The organism is Providencia sp. Me31A (genome assembly GCF_050487165.1).
Classification (GTDB): Bacteria; Pseudomonadota; Gammaproteobacteria; order Enterobacterales; family Enterobacteriaceae; genus Providencia.
In genome coordinates this window covers 73,524-88,882 of the sequence record NZ_JBKQGZ010000020.1, presented here as the reverse complement: position 1 = coordinate 88,882, position 15,359 = coordinate 73,524, and the positions used below count along the sequence as shown (strand labels likewise).

The window sequence follows — 15,359 nt, the reverse complement described above, 5'->3', positions numbered from 1 at the left end:
GGATCAATAAAAAAAGCTCCTGATAAACGGAGCTTTTTTTATCATTATTTCTTTTTAAGGACGCCGGACGTAGCCAGCTTAGATTCTATAGAAGAATAGCGGGCTGAATGCGTGATACGTTGCTCCCATAACTCCCCTAATTTAAAGTCCCATGACAGTGGTGAAATGACTGTTCTACCCGCATTAGGGGCAAATGTGAGCTCACTAAAATAGAGCGTATTTTCATCAGATATCAGAAAATCAGCTCGGCAGTAATCAAATGGCGTAACTAATATTTCTGCTAACCGTAGCATTTCTTTGAACAATGGTGGCTCAGGTACGGGTTCTAACATATTTGGATAGCCAAAAGTCACTGGCTGTAACTGCCAATTGATATCATAAATATTAATATATTCAGTGCCAAATTTATCTGTGTAGTCAACTTCTACGTACACAGGTTTACCAGAGAAGCAGTGAACCCTGCATGTTTCGGGGATTAATTTCCGATTTTTATTGGCGAATAAATCAATATATTCCTCACAAATAATTTGTGCTGGAATATTTTTATAATGACGTTCTCGAGTAATATAGTAGAGGTTTTTGATTAAATGAAGCGCCAGTTTGTTTTTAGCTTTTAGCCAGTCAAATTGTGCTTTATTACGACAAATAACACTGCTGCCACTATCGTGACTGCATTTTAAAACAAAACGTTCAGGTAGTTTATCTATATTGATTTCATCGACATTTTTATAATAAGCGATTATAGGAACTAAATATTCCTCTCCAATTGTACGGGATATATAATCTCTAACTGCTATTTTGTCGGCAAATTGCGCATGTAGCGGGTTTTTATCACGTAGCATTCTAAAGTTTACTTTTTCATTAAAACTTTTAGGTGCTTTAAAATCAGGACGATAATTGAGTTTTTTTGTGAATTTTTTAGTGAGATATGACTTATCACTAATTATGAGTGTGCGTAGTTTTTTAATAAAATACTCTGCTTTTTTCATGAGAGCGTCAACCATTCTAAAATTGTAGTGTGTAATTTGGAATATAATTTTTCTTTGATTATATTTTTAATAACTTAAATAGAACATCAATAAAAGTAACGACCTATTTAATGTTTTATTAATAAATGAATAGTAAACAAATGATAAATGATCGCTATTTTGTATAAAAATACATAATTATTGGTATGTTTTTATATCAATAATTAAATCAAACGTTTTAATTATTGATCACGGATAGTAAGGGAATTTAGGTTAAATAAAGTGGCAAAGTAGATGGAATTAAATCTCAAGAAAGTATTTAAGTACTACATATTCTAAATATTATTTAGAATATGTAGTAAATAGGGCTCGCTATGTGTATTCAGCAGTTACGCGTTTTGTTAGTCAAGCGATGAGGGAGCTTTTCCCATTTTTTTGAGAAAACGGATTTGTGCGGCAACTAACTGTTTGTAATTAATACAGCGATAGGGCATGTTGTGCTGTTGTGATAGTGTTGCCAAAATATTAGCTAACGCAGGGTAATGGCGATGGTGCCAGTTTGGAAAAAGGTGGTGAGTTAGGTGGTAATTTAACCCTCCCGTTAAGCGCCATAAGCAGTGTGGGGTAGGGAGCCAATCACATGCCGTCACAAAATTATGGTAATACCAACCATGTTTGACTTGTTTATCTTCAGGGGCTGTAAAAAACGCAGTTTCAGCCCAATGGGTGCCAAGTAATAAATAAATCACAAAAATAGAGGCGATCATCTGACTCAATAGATAGGTAATCAATATTGTAGTTAAACTGATATCATGGTTGTACGCGATGATAAGCGGAATGCCGAGCATTAATATCAGGTGGCTAATTTTACTGCCTAGAAATAACCCCCAACCTAGCTTACCTTCCAGTACTTTTTTGGTTTTTAATGGGGTCTTACCTGTTCTATCTGACCAGTCAAATACTAACGCTATCCATGTTAGGGATAAAGAGGCAACGAAAGGCCAATAAATATGCTGATATTTCATAAAAGGCCGCCACCGTTGAAAAGGAGTTTGGCGAAATATGCCATTTTCTTCAGTATCTAAATCATAATGTTCAATATTGGCATAATGATGATGATAATGAACATGGCGTGTGCGCCAAAATTCAGGTTCTAAACCTAAAGGTAGGGTGACAAGGCGACCAAAAACACGGTTTTTCCACGGTGATTTGAATAATGTATTATGGCAAGCATCATGTTGGCCTATCACATTTAGCAGCATGATGAGTAATACGAATACAAAGTAGGATGATGTGTAAACCAATGTTGATTCAGTAAAAAGAGTAGGGAGATAGCTTAGTATCGCAATCACAAATAATAAGGCAATTACTGTGAGGTCAATTTTACTGGCGTACACATGATCTTGTTTTGCTTGTAGATATGCTTGACTTTCCCGCTTTAATGCATCGTGAAATCGTTGCTCGTTACCATCAGCAAATGTTAGTTCTAATTCAGCATGCTGCATTGCGAATCTCATTAGGTAGAATATTTTACTGGAAAAACAGTATATCGTTATTCTCTAAATCGCCGCAAAATAAAAAACTCATTCATGGTATGGTCTTAGCTATTCTAGAGTATTCTTAAATATAATAGTAATAACTTTTTATTTGGCTATTTAATCGATGGTAGATTGTGAAAAATAGAAATTCTTTTTAACCTAAGAACGGTTTGCTAGGCTGATGTATGTTTGAGAAAGGAAGAAGTAAATAATAAAATTATGATGGCTACACTACGTAGCTAGGTATGAAAGCTAGGTATAAAACTGCGGATAAAACCGACTTTAGTGCTACATCCTTGTAGAATAGTCCTTAGCACATAAGATAACAGTGAAAAATGTGTCTGTCTGTAATAAATTATCTGTAAAAGTGTTTACATTTTATTTTAGTTATTAATTATAAATGATAGTTACCATTTTGTTCATTAACAAAGATTTCTATCGTTATATTTTATTGACTTAAGCCAAATTAGGAGGTTACCTATATTAATAATATTTAAAGGTGATGAAATAGTAGCGGTTAAATTATTTTCTGACTAGGAGAATTAAAATGAAAAAGGTATTGTTAATAACCTTATCGATACTATTCATTCCATTATCTTCCCAAGCGGGCTATAAATATTATGGTTGTGACAACAAATTATACCAATTAGAAAAACAATTGAAATATGCTAAGGCGTATGGAAACCGCTATCGAGTAGCAGGTTTAGAACGTGCGATTTCTAATGTGAAAAATAATTGTGTTGATCACTATTCAGGGGCTACAGGGCCTACAAAGCTTAATCAATATTATGATTTCAATGAAACTCATCAGCTAGAGAAAGAAATTGATGCATTACGAGATGAAGTTGAGCGTTTAAAAGCGCTAAAAAGTTAGTCATTAAAATTTATGATAATGCATTGATGTTAAGATGATTTATGTGTGTTTTTACCGCTTATCTAATTAAATTAACATATAAATCATCGATTGGAATGTCGCTAAAGAGTGTCATTTGAATGCTCTTTAGCGAGTTTATTAATAATGGATAGATTTTATCCGCTTGTTTTTATAGGAAGTATTTCTTTTTATCCGTTACTTTGTTGACAATGTTAACAGGCCTTTATCTGTAGATTATCAGTTTGATAAATGAAATAATGAGTTAATGTCGTTTCATTAACAATATATTTATCACATTATGGACATTCGCCCGCATCAACACTGGTTCTTTCGTTTATTCGACTGGCATGGTTCTGTGCTGTCTAAAATCACATTTCGCCTTTCTTTAAATATCATGATGTCATTAGTTGCTGTATTGAGTTTTCAATGGTACGAGCAATTAGGTATTCATCTGACCATCGCACCTTTTAGTTTATTAGGGATTGCTATTGCAATATTTTTAGGTTTTCGCAACAACGCCTGCTATAGCCGCTTGATTGAGGCGAGGACATTGTGGGCTTCATTGTTAATTAATCAAAGAAATATCCTAAGAAATATTAAAGGATTATTACCTAATGATAAGGCTGCGCAAAAGGAATTTGCCAATTTATTGATTGCTTTTGGTTGGAGTTTAAAGCACGAATTACGAAAGACTAGCCCCATTGTCGACTTATATCGGTTGTTGCCCCGCCATATTTTTGATGAAGTCATACGTAGCCCATTTCCTACTAGCCGCATACTACTGCAAATTGGTCTAAAAGTAGGGGAGTTACGTGATAATAAAATTATCAGTGACGTTTTATTTCAATCGATTAATAAAGACATCAATGCGTTGTCTGAGGTACTAGGGGGTTGTGAGAGAATATCAAATACGCCAATACCATTTGCTTACACGTTAATTTTGCAACGTACGGTGTATTTGTTTTGTACCTTATTGCCATTTGCACTGGTGGTTGACTTGCATTATATGACCCCCTTTGTTTCAGTATTCATTTCCTATACATTTTTAGCTTGGGACTCTTTAGCAGAAGAATTAGAAGATCCCTTTGGAACATCAGCTAATGACCTTTCTTTGAATGCGATTTGTAACAGTATTGAGCGAAATGCCCTTGATATGTTAGATATTCGACCACTTCCCCCGATCAATCAACCCGATAAGTACTTTAATTTATTATAAATTTTTGGCTTTATTTTGTGGCAGGGCAAGGATATGTGCTGCCACCATATCCCCGATTAATCATTCTATTTTTAATTTCTTTAGTGAAAAAAATGTTAATTCTGTACAGATAACCCTATCAATACTATACTCCCCCTATGTATATTGAAGGGGCTAGAGTATGCCGCATTCGCCAAAAGAAAAGAAAGCTGTTCTGACCCGTGTCAGAAAAATAAAGGGCCAGTTATTAGCACTGGAGTCCGCACTTGAAGATGAAGTTGCGTGCGCTGCTATTTTGCAGCAAATTGCGGCGATCCGTGGTGCAGTAAATGGACTAATGGCCGGGGTGTTAGAGAGTCATTTACGAGAAGGGCTTCAGGAGTCTGCAACAACACCGTTACAGAAAGAGTCTGTTGATGATGCTATCTCATTAATTCGAACATATTTGCGATAACTAAAGAGGGAATAACGATGAAATCACGTGCCGCAGTCGCATTTGGTCCCGGTGAGCCACTAAAAATTGTTGAAATTGATGTTATGCCACCTAAGGCTGGCGAAGTTCTGGTTAAGATCAGTCACACAGGCGTGTGCCATACTGACGCTTTTACGTTATCAGGGGATGATCCTGAGGGGTTATTCCCTGTCGTGCTCGGTCATGAGGGAGCCGGTGTGGTGGTCGAAGTGGGGGAAGGTGTAACGAGTGTTAGTGTTGGGGATCATGTCATCCCACTTTATACTGCAGAATGCGGAAAATGTGTTTTTTGTGAGTCAGGTAAGACTAATCTCTGCGTCTCTGTTCGCGCAACACAAGGTAAAGGTGTGATGCCTGATGGGACAACGCGCTTTTCATATAACGGTCAACCAGTTTATCACTATATGGGGTGTTCAACATTCAGTGAATACACCGTAGTGGCAGAGGTGTCTTTAGCCAAAATTAATCCAGAGGCAAACCATGAAGAAGTTTGTTTGCTAGGATGCGGCGTTACAACAGGGATTGGTGCTGTTCATAATACAGCAAAAGTACAAGAAGGTGATTCTGTTGCGGTATTTGGATTAGGTGGCATTGGTTTGGCGGTGATCCAAGGCGCAAGACAAGCAAAAGCGGGGAGTATTATCGCAATTGATACGAATCCATCTAAATTTGACTTAGCACGCCAATTTGGCGCCACTGAGTGCTTGAATCCAAATGATTTTGATAAACCTATTCAGCAAGTATTAGTTGAAATGACGGAATGGGGGGTTGATCATACCTTTGAATGTATTGGTAATGTCAATGTTATGCGTGCAGCATTAGAAAGCGCCCACCGAGGGTGGGGGCAATCGATTATTATTGGCGTGGCTGGTGCAGGTCAGGAAATATCAACACGTCCATTTCAACTGGTCACGGGGCGTTCATGGCGCGGTACAGCATTCGGTGGTGTAAAAGGGCGCAGTCAGTTACCTAAAATGGTTGAAGATGCGATGAAAGGGGATATTGAGCTATCACCGTTTGTGACTCATACATTACCTCTGGATAGCATTAATGAAGCCTTTGATTTAATGCATGAAGGTAAGTCGATTCGCACAGTGATTCATTACGAATAAGGAGCATTTGATGGAGAGAATTGAGCGCCATGCCTGTTTTGGTGGTTGGCAGGATGTTTATCAACATCAATCTGCGGTTTTAGGCTGTGAAATGCGGTTTGCTGCTTATTTACCGCCACAAGCGCAAGTACAGGCTTGTCCCGTTATTTACTGGTTGTCGGGGCTGACTTGTAATGAGCAGAATTTTATTACCAAGGCGGGAGCACAACAATATGCGGCGGCTCATGGTGTCATTTTAATTGCGCCGGATACCAGTCCAAGAGGTGATAAGGTTGCCGATGACGATGCTTATGACCTTGGGCAAGGAGCTGGTTTTTATGTCAATGCATTGCAGGAGCCGTGGAATAGTCATTATCGAATGTATGACTATATTGTTTCTGAGTTGCCGACTTTAGTTGAAGCACATTTGCCCGCCACAGAAAAGCGTTCTATTTTTGGCCATTCAATGGGGGGGCATGGTGCATTAATGATTGGCTTACGCAATGCGAGCCGTTATTGTAGTTTATCTGCATTTTCACCTATTGTTGCTCCCTCCCAAGTTCCATGGGGACGAAAGGCATTTATGGCTTATTTGGGCGATGATAAAGCGACTTGGGCACAATATGATACAATTCATTTACTCGACGAGGCTGCATCTATCCCACCTATTTTAGTTGATGTGGGGACTGCGGACCCATTTTTACATGACCAATTGAAACCGAGCTTATTGGCGGATATCTGCGATAAAAAGCAGCATAAATATACTCTACGGTTACATGATGGTTATGATCATAGCTACTATTTTATTAGTAGTTTTGTCGGTGAGCATATTGCATTTCATGCACAAAATTTGAAGTAAAATATAGAGATAGAAAAGTGTAGGCGATAATGGCCTGCACCTTTCTATTACAATTCTATTAATGACATAAAGACTTCCACAGATTATTTAGAGTGCAATTTGAACGTTGACTAATAGCGTTGCTCGCACGGATAGCGATATCCCTACTTGTGCCTTTACACAATTCAAGTCACCACCCAATTGATAGCGTCTTTACATCTCGCAAGGCTGAAATTACTGTCATTTGACATCATCATTTTTCTTGCTGTTCAATCTAGTTATGTTTTTATGACCTCATAATCTATTTTCTATATAACATAGTCTTTTCTTAAGTGGTCTGCGTGGATTAGAGCGCTAGCTGAATGTAGTCTGGTTTTTTATTCCAATATACTGTAATTTTCAGTATAAAATAAAAGTGTAATGTATAAAAACGCTTAATCATAAGCGTTTGTTACTTTTTGAATATTAAAGAATCAAGGGTAAAAATGGGCAATATTGTTTATTGCTGTCAATATGTCCGATGTAGTTTACAAGGGGCTAAGGGAGGGGGAATAAAATCAATGCGGATTTAAAGATTTTCCTAGAATAATGATTTGCTTGATGGACTAAAAATGGCCAGATAATTTACTCAATGATTTTATTGCTGACACGGCGATATCTCGGTTTGGATCTTTACACAACTCTAACAGTCGATTAATTGCATTTTGTTGCTCAACGGTTGAATGGTAGTCTCCCAATGCAGAAATTGCGGCTATTTTGACATCGTCATTTCCACGATAAGTTAGCTCAATTAATGTTGTTATAATATTTTTTTCCATGATGTTTCCTTGGTGCTAAATTTTTTTACACATGTATTCTAAGTGAAATTACTTGATATTTTTTTTCAAATTTAGAATTTTAATCGAAATATTATATCTATTTTACACATTTTTTGTTCAAAAACTTTATTATTGGTTGTGTATCTAAATGAAGATAAAAAAACAGGCTGCTTAGCGAATAAAATACGTAAAAATAACAGGTAGAGCAGAGAGGGCTTTAATGATTCATTTCGAATATAAAAACATGGTCAATAAATCAGCACTTTAGATAAGGCTTGGCTGGCTAAAGTGCTGTTGAAACAGAATCAGTGTCGTAAATAGACGTGTGGTGTTTTATTTTCTGGATGTAGGGTAACCCCAAGGTCAGCTTGGTACCAACGCGTTAAGTTTTCGGTCGTTAAAACCTCTGTAGGAGTGCCTTTGGCCACTAATTTCCCCTCGTGAATCAGCAAAACTTTGTCTGCATATAATGCGGTGAGGTTTAAGTCATGTAAGACACAACAAACCCCTAAAGGCCGTTCTCGAGTCAGTTGATGTAATAACCGTAAACTGTGTTGCTGATGGTATAAATCAAGGGCTGACGTGGGTTCATCAAGAAATAAGCAAGCCCCTTGCGCTATAGGTTGCCATAGTTGAGCAAGCACACGAGCCAGCTGTACGCGTTGCTGCTCCCCACCTGAAAGCTGACGATAGTCCCGCAAGCGTAAGGATTGGCAACCCGTTTGCGATAGTGCTTCATCAATAGCCGTTTGCTTATGCTCTGAGCCGTAAGGTGCTCTGCCCATTGCCACAACATCTTCTACAGTAAATGCAAATTGCAGATGACTATGCTGTTTCATCACCGCACGCTTTCGGGCTAATGCATTATGCTCCCAGTCGATAATTGACCGCCCTTCTAGTAAGCAAACGCCTTGGGTTGGTGTATTATAGCCCGTCAGCAACTTTAATAAACTCGATTTTCCCGCGCCGTTCGGCCCTATAATAACGACCATCTCCCCTCTTTCTATTGATAAACTGACATCATAGATTAGGGTCTTGTCATCAATCTTATAAGATAAATTTTGAGCTTCTAATAAGGTAGTGTGATTGGGCATTAGCTTAAATTCTCCCTGAAGGCTGCCGTAAAATTAGCCATAAAAAGTAGGGGCCACCAATCAAGCCTGTGAGTAAACCAACTGGGATCTCAGCAGGTGCAACAGCGGTTCGAGCAATCGAGTCTGCGACCAGTAATAGCCCCGCGCCGACGATAGCAGAACCTGGAATAAGCCAGCGGTGATCAGGACCAAGTGTCATGCGAATGAGATGGGGAACAACAAGACCCACAAAACCAATGACACCGCTCATTGCAACCGCACAACCTACCAACATGGCACTGAGAAATAAGAGCACAAATTTAGTTCGCTCAACGTTTAATCCGAGGTAATGAGCGTCTTCATCGCCCAATTGTAAAATATTGAGTTTGCTACCTTGCACTAAACAGGCCGCGCTAATTGGTAAAATGACCGAAGCCGCGATAGAGAGTGACGTCCAATCTACATTACCTAATGTCCCCATCATCCATAGGCTAAAGGTTCTGAGCTGCTGGTCATTGCTGATATAGCTAAGAACGCCAATAAAGGACATGCACAGGGCATTAATGGCAATACCTGCCAAGAGTAGGCGAGCAAGGTTACCATTAGATGAACGGTTTAAACTAAAAATAACAAAAGAAACGGCGAGGCTACCAATGAATGCAGCGGCTACATGACCATAACCTTGTATAACGCTAGGTAATGAAATAGAGAAAACAATAAAAGCAGCAACAGATAATGCGGCTCCACTGCTGATCCCTAATAGGCTTGGGTCGGCAAGGGGATTACGAAATAGCCCTTGCATGATAGCTCCTGATACAGCAAGAGCAAGACCCACTAAAATCGCAATTAAAATGCGAGGAAGCCGGATATTTAACCATATTTGCCAATCAGGATCTGTGGCAGATGCCTGCCACAGTGCTTTTAATGAGAAATTTATCGCACCTGCGTTAGAGGCAATAAGCGTCAAACCGCAAAGTGCGATAAATAAAACGATAATCACTAAAAGTGGATTTTTGAAACGACTCATTGGGACTTTTCTAATGCCTCACGTAGTTGTTGCATGACTTGTGGTGTACCCAAACTAAAAGTGAGCATACCGACATCATCAACGACAAGTAGGGCTTTATTTTTTCCAGCAGGTGTCATTGACATTCCTTGTAATTTCCATACTTTGTCTACCCCACCTAATGACTTAACACCTTCTTGTGTAAAAACGATTAAGTCAGGTTGGCTTGATAACAGTCCCTCTTGAGATAATGGGCGGTAGCTATCAAAACTGTCCATAGCATTTCGGGCTCCTATTGCTTTTATCATACTGTCTGCAGCAGTATTTCGACCCGCAGCAAGAGGCATAACGCCACCATGACTCATAATAAACAGGACTTTTTTATCGATAGGAGTTGTATCGACTTGGCTTAGCGCTTGGTTAAATTTCTCTACTAATTGCTTACCTTGTTCCTGTTTATTTACGGCATTAGCGATGGTGGCGATTTTTTCAGGAATGGCTTCTACGCTAGGTTTTCCCAGCACCTTGATAATTTTAACACCACTTTTTTCTATCTGTGTTAAGGCCATCGAAGGTTTCGCAAGCTCACTTGCTAGTACTAACGTTGGGCGCATAGATAAAACACCCTCCGCATTTAGCATACGCATATAGCCCACATCAGGGAGTTTTGTCGCTTGTTCTGGGTGAAGACTGGTACTATCACGAGCCACAAGTTGTTGCTCTGCACCAAGTGCATACACAATTTCAGTTACGTCACCACCTAAAGTGACGATACGTTCTGCTGCGTAAGTACTTACAGACATAACCAGCGTTGCAATTGTTAGAAGCCATTGTTTCATAATAAGTTACCTGAATTTAAATGCGTGGTAATGCGGTGACTTGTTGGCGCCATTGCTCTTGCTCTGGAGTCCCTTCCGTACGCTGCCCATACATTTGTGCGATTTGATTTCCTTGGTTATCAAAGACTTCAAGGCTAGTGACAAAACCATCATCAGTTGGCTTGCGAGTTACCCAGCATTCGGCGATGCCATTTTCAATCATGTGTAAGGTAAAATCAGGGTTGAAAATGTTTAGCCACTTTAAGTCTGAACCTTCGCTTTGGTATGGCATGATTTTTTTGATTTCACCAGTGAAAATTTGCACACATCCACGGTTGCCCACAAAAATCATGATTTCGTTCTGATCTTTAAAGGCGGTATTAATCAGCTGATTGAAGGAGTCATTAGGAACTTTCCAAGCCAAATCATCGCTGACAGCAGCAAAAACTTGCTGGCGGCTGAGGTTGTTTTTCTTAAGTAGAACAAAAAATTGGTGTACATCGGTCATATCACGCCATTGTTGTTCTAATTGTTGTTTTAGTTCGTCACTAACCGGTTGGTTAGTAAAGGGAACCGCAGGTTGGAGGTTTAGTTCAGCATTGTCTTGAGTCGTGTATTTTTTAATCAGAGCTTGCCATGCAGTCATGTCCGTTTCGTCAGTGGTGTAGACTTTGTGTAGCGCATCACCTTGTTTATCAAAGAACTGAATGCTGTGACGCGGGCCATGTTTGGTATCTTCGGTTAATGCGAAAATACTATCCCAATGGCTAAAAAACATCCTTAAATCAAGCGCTCGCGGGTTTAAAATTAACCCGCCGTGAGGGCTAAATGTCGCGTTTTCATAGCGCCCAACTTGCTCATGCACCACATACTCGTTACGGGTAATCGCTTTGGCTTGACCAACGGTTGCAAGCTCTGTCAGTAATGTTGGGGCATCCACGTCTAAGCGAACGGCGTTATCATGACCGACGCGGCAATGAAGCAGTTGTGCTTCAGATACATTTAGGTATGCGGCAAGATCACGAGCGTATTTGGCTTTGTTATCTGCTTTGGCTTGTTGGTAACGCTCGAAAAGTGTTGAATTCACGTGTATCTCCTTAATATTGTGTGAATTACCATTGGAAGCTGACAAGCAGCTTGGCATTACGTCCATCTTGAGGAATGCCTTGTGATGAGTAATATTCTTTGTCGAAGGCATTGCCTAATACGACACTGGTTCCTAACCCTTTGAGCTGCCCGTCACCTTGGTAGCTGACGTAGAAGTCATGTACGGCATAGCCAGCTTGTGGTGCCGCTTTAGTGGCTTCGTTAAAGTCAGTATGGCGAGTAAATTCACCTAACCAACCTACGGAAAAGCCACTATTTGCAACAGGGATAGAGAGATTACTGGTAAATGATTCAGGCTTGATTGATGTGATTGATTCACCGTTATATTCGTTCTTACCTGTGGTTCGGTTATAGGCTAAGTTCCATCTGAAATAATCGGTTGTATAGTCTAATGATGCATCAACCCCCCAAATTTTTGCGCGTTTGGTATTGATTGAGGTGGTGTAGTTATTTTCAGGGTTTATAAAGTCTGGCTTAGGGGTTACATAGGTATTGATATAGTCTTTGGCTTTGGTGTCAAAATAACTGGCTTTAAATTGGAGATTGTCTCTTTCCATTAATAAGTCATTAAAACGTAAGCCAAACCCATATTCTGCGGTACGAGTACTTTCTGGTTTTAAATTTGGATTAGGACGCCATTTATTATAGATTTGCCCTATTGGAAAATGAACGCTATCGTTATACATCTCCATCATGGTTGGTGCGCGGAAGGCTTCAGAGTAGGATGCAAATAGCATTGACCAATCTGTTGGTGTAATACTCACCGCCCCTTTAGATGACCATTTACCTTCTTTGGTTTCGTCATTGCCTTTGGCTTTCGATTTATAATGGTCATAACGTGTGCCGACAATAAATGAAACAGGCAAATCTTTTAGGGTGATTTCATCTTGTAAAAAACCAGAAGCAAAGGTGATATCTGCATCAGGAAACTGGGTTGTATTAGCATAGGGGGTTTGCTTCTGACGATAGGCTTCGCTTCCATAAGTTAAATTGTGAGCAGCGACAGGCAGGTCGTAAAAATGGGTTTTGTTATCCAGTTTCATCCCGTAGGTTTTTTGTGTTCGGCCTTCGTAAGGAGTGCCTTGACCCTTAGCGGTAATGTTGACCTCAGAATAATATGGTGTGACTGTTAGGTTAAGCCAATCTTGCGAAGCGGGTTTTACTTGGTACGTGGCTTGTACATCGCGTTGGCGAGTGGTGCGGTTAACTTTTAAATTCTTACTGTCACTGGTGATTTGTTGAGGGTTTTTCGGCTCATGGGCATCGTTGTTATAGTAACGCATTTGGCCTGATAACTTTTGGGCATCATCGATTTGCCATGTTCCTTTTGCGAGCAAATTACCGATAGTTTCTTTATTTTTCATGTCATCGCCATTACTCATGCGGACATTACCGGTTTCTTTGGTCACAAAACTGAATAAGCCGTCTAGGTTGTCACTACGCCCAAAAGTAGTGCCTCCGAAACCAAAGCTGTGATCGCCTGTTGCACCTTGGGTAAAGACCCGGAAACCTTGGTTTTGGCCATCGCGTAATAAATCCTTAGCATCAACCGTTTCCCATGCGATCACGCCACCCATTGCACCACTGCCATACAGTAGGGCAGAAGGGCCACGGATGATCTCAACTTGTTTGATTAGTGCAGGGTCAATGAATGTCCCGTTAACATGGCCGGTATCGGTGCCTTGGCGTACGCCGTCCACAAGGGTCAAAATCCCTTTACGGTCAAAACCACGCATATAGATATCTTGCCCATTCGTTCGACTCGTGCCCGTGACACCAATCCCCGGTACTTTGCGTAAAATATCATTGACGTTGTTTGCTGTTTTGGTTTCAGGTGAGTCGTTTTTTATCACAGTTACCATCATTGGGGCTTCAAAACTGTCACGTTCACTCCCTGTGGCGTAAACTGTCATGACATCATTGACATCTTTTTTCGCAGAAATATCAGTAGATTGCGCCTGTGCGCTTGCTATAACCCCTAAGATCGCACTGGTTATCACTGACACTCGTAAAACATGGGACATATTGGGCTACTCCATAAAGTTTTTCATTTTTATTCATATCAACAGGCCGAATGAATAAATTAATTATTAATTAGTGACTTACAGTTGATTAATATAAATAAGCAAGTGAAGTTTGGTCAGGAGGACCTGAGTTTGGAATAACATAGGAAAAGCTGAGCGCAAGCGATATGCGAACAGAATTAAACGGCCATGGTGTTTGGAAACTGAAGGGATAGCCAGTTATCGCTTGTGCGATAACCCGAGCTTCTTGCATCGAATTAATATCCATATATCTTCGATGTGAAATGCCAAAAATGAAAAATACAGACGTCAGTTCAAACTCCATAAGAAACCTTTTCCTATGTTTAGATTAAGCTGGCTGCCTGGATTATTAACCTAGGTGGCTTGCAAATTAAGTTTTGGGCACAAACTACTTAGTTAAAATCAACTTACCTGTACGTGTTTGTCTTAATTGATAAAGTTCACCATTGTGCTGAATTGAGACCTTACCGGCAGGGCCCAATAGCTGTTGGCTTTCTATTACGTCATTTTTAACGGATTGTTTTGCTGTTTCGACGTTATTTTCTGCAACTGGCGCTGTCATAGTGTTTTACCATACTCAGTGTGTTGATAATCGAAATGATATTGAGAATGATTATCTTTAGAATCATTGCCAATATCAAGCAATTTTCACAATGAAACAACAAAAGAGACACAAACACCTGCATCTGTACAGAAATAGCACATTTACTGGTAAAAATACGTATTAAAAGCCATTATCCATATGGAATGTTAATCTATAGTTAGGGTCTGGTACTTATTCATGGGGGAATAGCATGAAAATACTCATTGTTGGGGCGACGGGGTTGGTTGGCAGCCATGTTTTATCATTGGCTTTAGCCGATCCCCGAGTGACGCAGGTTATTGCGCCTACGCGCCATGATTTACCTGAACATGTTAAATTATGGGCACCAAGAGTCGATTTTAATCATTTACCTGATGAGGCGGCAATGTGGGATGTTGATGCGGTAGTTTGTACTTTGGGTGCAACAATGAAGTCCGCAGGCTCCAAAGCCGCCTTTCGTCAAGTTGATTATGATTATCCTCTAGCATGTGCTGAACTTGCTCGAAAATGGCATTGCCCAACGTTTGTTTTAACATCTGCATTAGGGGCGAGTGCCAATTCTCCATTTTTCTACAGCCGAGTAAAAGGTCAGCTTGAAAACCGCTTAATGGCATTCGGGTTTGATTCTTTAACGCTAGTTCGTCCAAACGTAATTAGTGGCCATCGCCAGCAAGAACGCCTAGGTGAAGTCGTGGTGATACGCATTATTTCAATGTTATCTCGCTTACTGCCTGCAAGTTGTCAGGTAAGTCCTGCAAGTAATATTGCGAAAGCGCTATTCGATGCTGCGGTTAATCCTATTCGTGGAGTGAATATAGTGTCATCAAAGCAACTTAGAGCTAATCAATTTACAGTGAATAATAAATAGTTGAGCGAGGCTCGATGTCGTTTTCATGATAAGCGAGTGTCAGGTCACCAAAACATAAGGTGGCC

General features: G+C 39.9%; 15 protein-coding genes. 6 read left to right on the top strand and 9 right to left on the bottom strand.

Features of this window, described 5'->3' with window-relative positions:
• Positions 1 to 44: 44 nt before the first annotated feature.
• Both ACLPIE_RS16665 and ACLPIE_RS16660 read right to left on the bottom strand, forming a co-directional pair.
• Positions 45 to 989, bottom strand: a complete 945-nt coding sequence (locus ACLPIE_RS16665; protein WP_430262839.1) for an ATP-grasp fold amidoligase family protein — start codon at positions 987 to 989, stop codon at positions 45 to 47.
• A gap of 380 nt (positions 990 to 1,369) precedes the next feature.
• A complete protein-coding gene (locus ACLPIE_RS16660; protein ID WP_430262838.1) occupies positions 1,370 to 2,473 on the bottom strand; it encodes a fatty acid desaturase family protein in 1,104 nt (367 codons plus the stop codon).
• 580 nt (positions 2,474 to 3,053) lie between these two features.
• Here ACLPIE_RS16660 and ACLPIE_RS16655 point away from each other — a divergent pair.
• The 5 genes from ACLPIE_RS16655 (at position 3,054) to fghA (ending at position 6,997) form a co-directional block, all read left to right on the top strand.
• On the top strand, positions 3,054 to 3,380 hold the full coding sequence (locus tag ACLPIE_RS16655; RefSeq protein WP_430262837.1) for a DUF1090 family protein: 327 nt from the start codon (positions 3,054 to 3,056) through the stop codon (positions 3,378 to 3,380).
• A 298-nt stretch (positions 3,381 to 3,678) separates the two neighbouring features.
• Complete coding sequence (locus ACLPIE_RS16650) at positions 3,679 to 4,596, top strand: bestrophin family protein (protein ID WP_430262836.1); 918 nt, start codon at positions 3,679 to 3,681, stop codon at positions 4,594 to 4,596.
• 160 nt (positions 4,597 to 4,756) lie between these two features.
• On the top strand, positions 4,757 to 5,029 hold the full coding sequence (gene frmR, locus ACLPIE_RS16645) for a formaldehyde-responsive transcriptional repressor FrmR (protein ID WP_430262835.1): 273 nt from the start codon (positions 4,757 to 4,759) through the stop codon (positions 5,027 to 5,029).
• A 17-nt stretch (positions 5,030 to 5,046) separates the two neighbouring features.
• On the top strand, positions 5,047 to 6,159 hold the full coding sequence (locus ACLPIE_RS16640) for an S-(hydroxymethyl)glutathione dehydrogenase/class III alcohol dehydrogenase (RefSeq protein ID WP_430262834.1): 1,113 nt from the start codon (positions 5,047 to 5,049) through the stop codon (positions 6,157 to 6,159).
• 10 nt (positions 6,160 to 6,169) lie between these two features.
• On the top strand, positions 6,170 to 6,997 hold the full coding sequence (gene fghA, locus ACLPIE_RS16635) for an S-formylglutathione hydrolase (protein ID WP_430262833.1): 828 nt from the start codon (positions 6,170 to 6,172) through the stop codon (positions 6,995 to 6,997).
• 584 nt (positions 6,998 to 7,581) lie between these two features.
• Here the strand turns inward: fghA and ACLPIE_RS16630 are convergent.
• The 7 genes from ACLPIE_RS16630 to hemP all read right to left on the bottom strand — a co-directional run bounded on the left by ACLPIE_RS16630 (position 7,582) and on the right by hemP (position 14,405).
• A complete protein-coding gene (locus ACLPIE_RS16630; protein WP_430262832.1) occupies positions 7,582 to 7,794 on the bottom strand; it encodes a HEAT repeat domain-containing protein in 213 nt (70 codons plus the stop codon).
• A gap of 305 nt (positions 7,795 to 8,099) precedes the next feature.
• The gene (locus ACLPIE_RS16625) at positions 8,100 to 8,888 is read right to left on the bottom strand and encodes a heme ABC transporter ATP-binding protein (RefSeq protein ID WP_430262831.1); all 789 of its coding nucleotides are present in this window, start codon (positions 8,886 to 8,888) and stop codon (positions 8,100 to 8,102) included.
• A 4-nt stretch (positions 8,889 to 8,892) separates the two neighbouring features.
• The gene (locus tag ACLPIE_RS16620; protein WP_430262830.1) at positions 8,893 to 9,894 is read right to left on the bottom strand and encodes a FecCD family ABC transporter permease; all 1,002 of its coding nucleotides are present in this window, start codon (positions 9,892 to 9,894) and stop codon (positions 8,893 to 8,895) included.
• Entirely contained in the window at positions 9,891 to 10,712 is an 822-nt protein-coding gene (locus ACLPIE_RS16615; RefSeq protein ID WP_430262829.1) for a heme/hemin ABC transporter substrate-binding protein, read from the bottom strand. Before ACLPIE_RS16615 ends, ACLPIE_RS16620 begins: the two co-directional genes overlap by 4 nt.
• A gap of 16 nt (positions 10,713 to 10,728) precedes the next feature.
• Positions 10,729 to 11,778, bottom strand: a complete 1,050-nt coding sequence (locus tag ACLPIE_RS16610; protein WP_430262828.1) for a hemin-degrading factor — start codon at positions 11,776 to 11,778, stop codon at positions 10,729 to 10,731.
• 25 nt (positions 11,779 to 11,803) lie between these two features.
• The gene (locus ACLPIE_RS16605) at positions 11,804 to 13,822 is read right to left on the bottom strand and encodes a TonB-dependent hemoglobin/transferrin/lactoferrin family receptor (RefSeq protein ID WP_430262827.1); all 2,019 of its coding nucleotides are present in this window, start codon (positions 13,820 to 13,822) and stop codon (positions 11,804 to 11,806) included.
• Positions 13,823 to 14,231: 409 nt separating this feature from the next.
• Complete coding sequence (gene hemP / locus ACLPIE_RS16600) at positions 14,232 to 14,405, bottom strand: hemin uptake protein HemP (protein WP_430262826.1); 174 nt, start codon at positions 14,403 to 14,405, stop codon at positions 14,232 to 14,234.
• Between the two features lie 232 nt (positions 14,406 to 14,637).
• Here hemP and ACLPIE_RS16595 point away from each other — a divergent pair, with 232 nt between their 5' ends.
• Positions 14,638 to 15,294, top strand: coding sequence for an NAD(P)H-binding protein (locus tag ACLPIE_RS16595; protein ID WP_430262825.1), 657 nt, complete (start codon positions 14,638 to 14,640; stop codon positions 15,292 to 15,294).
• Positions 15,295 to 15,359 lie beyond the last annotated feature (65 nt).

Coding starts and splice junctions, on each gene's coding strand:
- ACLPIE_RS16655 (WP_430262837.1), top strand. CDS start 3,054: ATGAAAAAGGTATTGTTAATAACCTTATCGATACTATTCATTCCATTA.
- ACLPIE_RS16630 (WP_430262832.1), bottom strand. CDS start 7,794: ATGGAAAAAAATATTATAACAACATTAATTGAGCTAACTTATCGTGGA.
- ACLPIE_RS16595 (WP_430262825.1), top strand. CDS start 14,638: ATGAAAATACTCATTGTTGGGGCGACGGGGTTGGTTGGCAGCCATGTT.
- ACLPIE_RS16660 (WP_430262838.1), bottom strand. CDS start 2,473: ATGCAGCATGCTGAATTAGAACTAACATTTGCTGATGGTAACGAGCAA.
- fghA (WP_430262833.1), top strand. CDS start 6,170: ATGGAGAGAATTGAGCGCCATGCCTGTTTTGGTGGTTGGCAGGATGTT.
- ACLPIE_RS16620 (WP_430262830.1), bottom strand. CDS start 9,894: ATGAGTCGTTTCAAAAATCCACTTTTAGTGATTATCGTTTTATTTATC.
- ACLPIE_RS16605 (WP_430262827.1), bottom strand. CDS start 13,822: ATGTCCCATGTTTTACGAGTGTCAGTGATAACCAGTGCGATCTTAGGG.
- ACLPIE_RS16665 (WP_430262839.1), bottom strand. CDS start 989: ATGAAAAAAGCAGAGTATTTTATTAAAAAACTACGCACACTCATAATT.
- ACLPIE_RS16625 (WP_430262831.1), bottom strand. CDS start 8,888: ATGCCCAATCACACTACCTTATTAGAAGCTCAAAATTTATCTTATAAG.
- ACLPIE_RS16640 (WP_430262834.1), top strand. CDS start 5,047: ATGAAATCACGTGCCGCAGTCGCATTTGGTCCCGGTGAGCCACTAAAA.
- hemP (WP_430262826.1), bottom strand. CDS start 14,405: ATGACAGCGCCAGTTGCAGAAAATAACGTCGAAACAGCAAAACAATCC.
- ACLPIE_RS16615 (WP_430262829.1), bottom strand. CDS start 10,712: ATGAAACAATGGCTTCTAACAATTGCAACGCTGGTTATGTCTGTAAGT.
- frmR (WP_430262835.1), top strand. CDS start 4,757: ATGCCGCATTCGCCAAAAGAAAAGAAAGCTGTTCTGACCCGTGTCAGA.
- ACLPIE_RS16650 (WP_430262836.1), top strand. CDS start 3,679: ATGGACATTCGCCCGCATCAACACTGGTTCTTTCGTTTATTCGACTGG.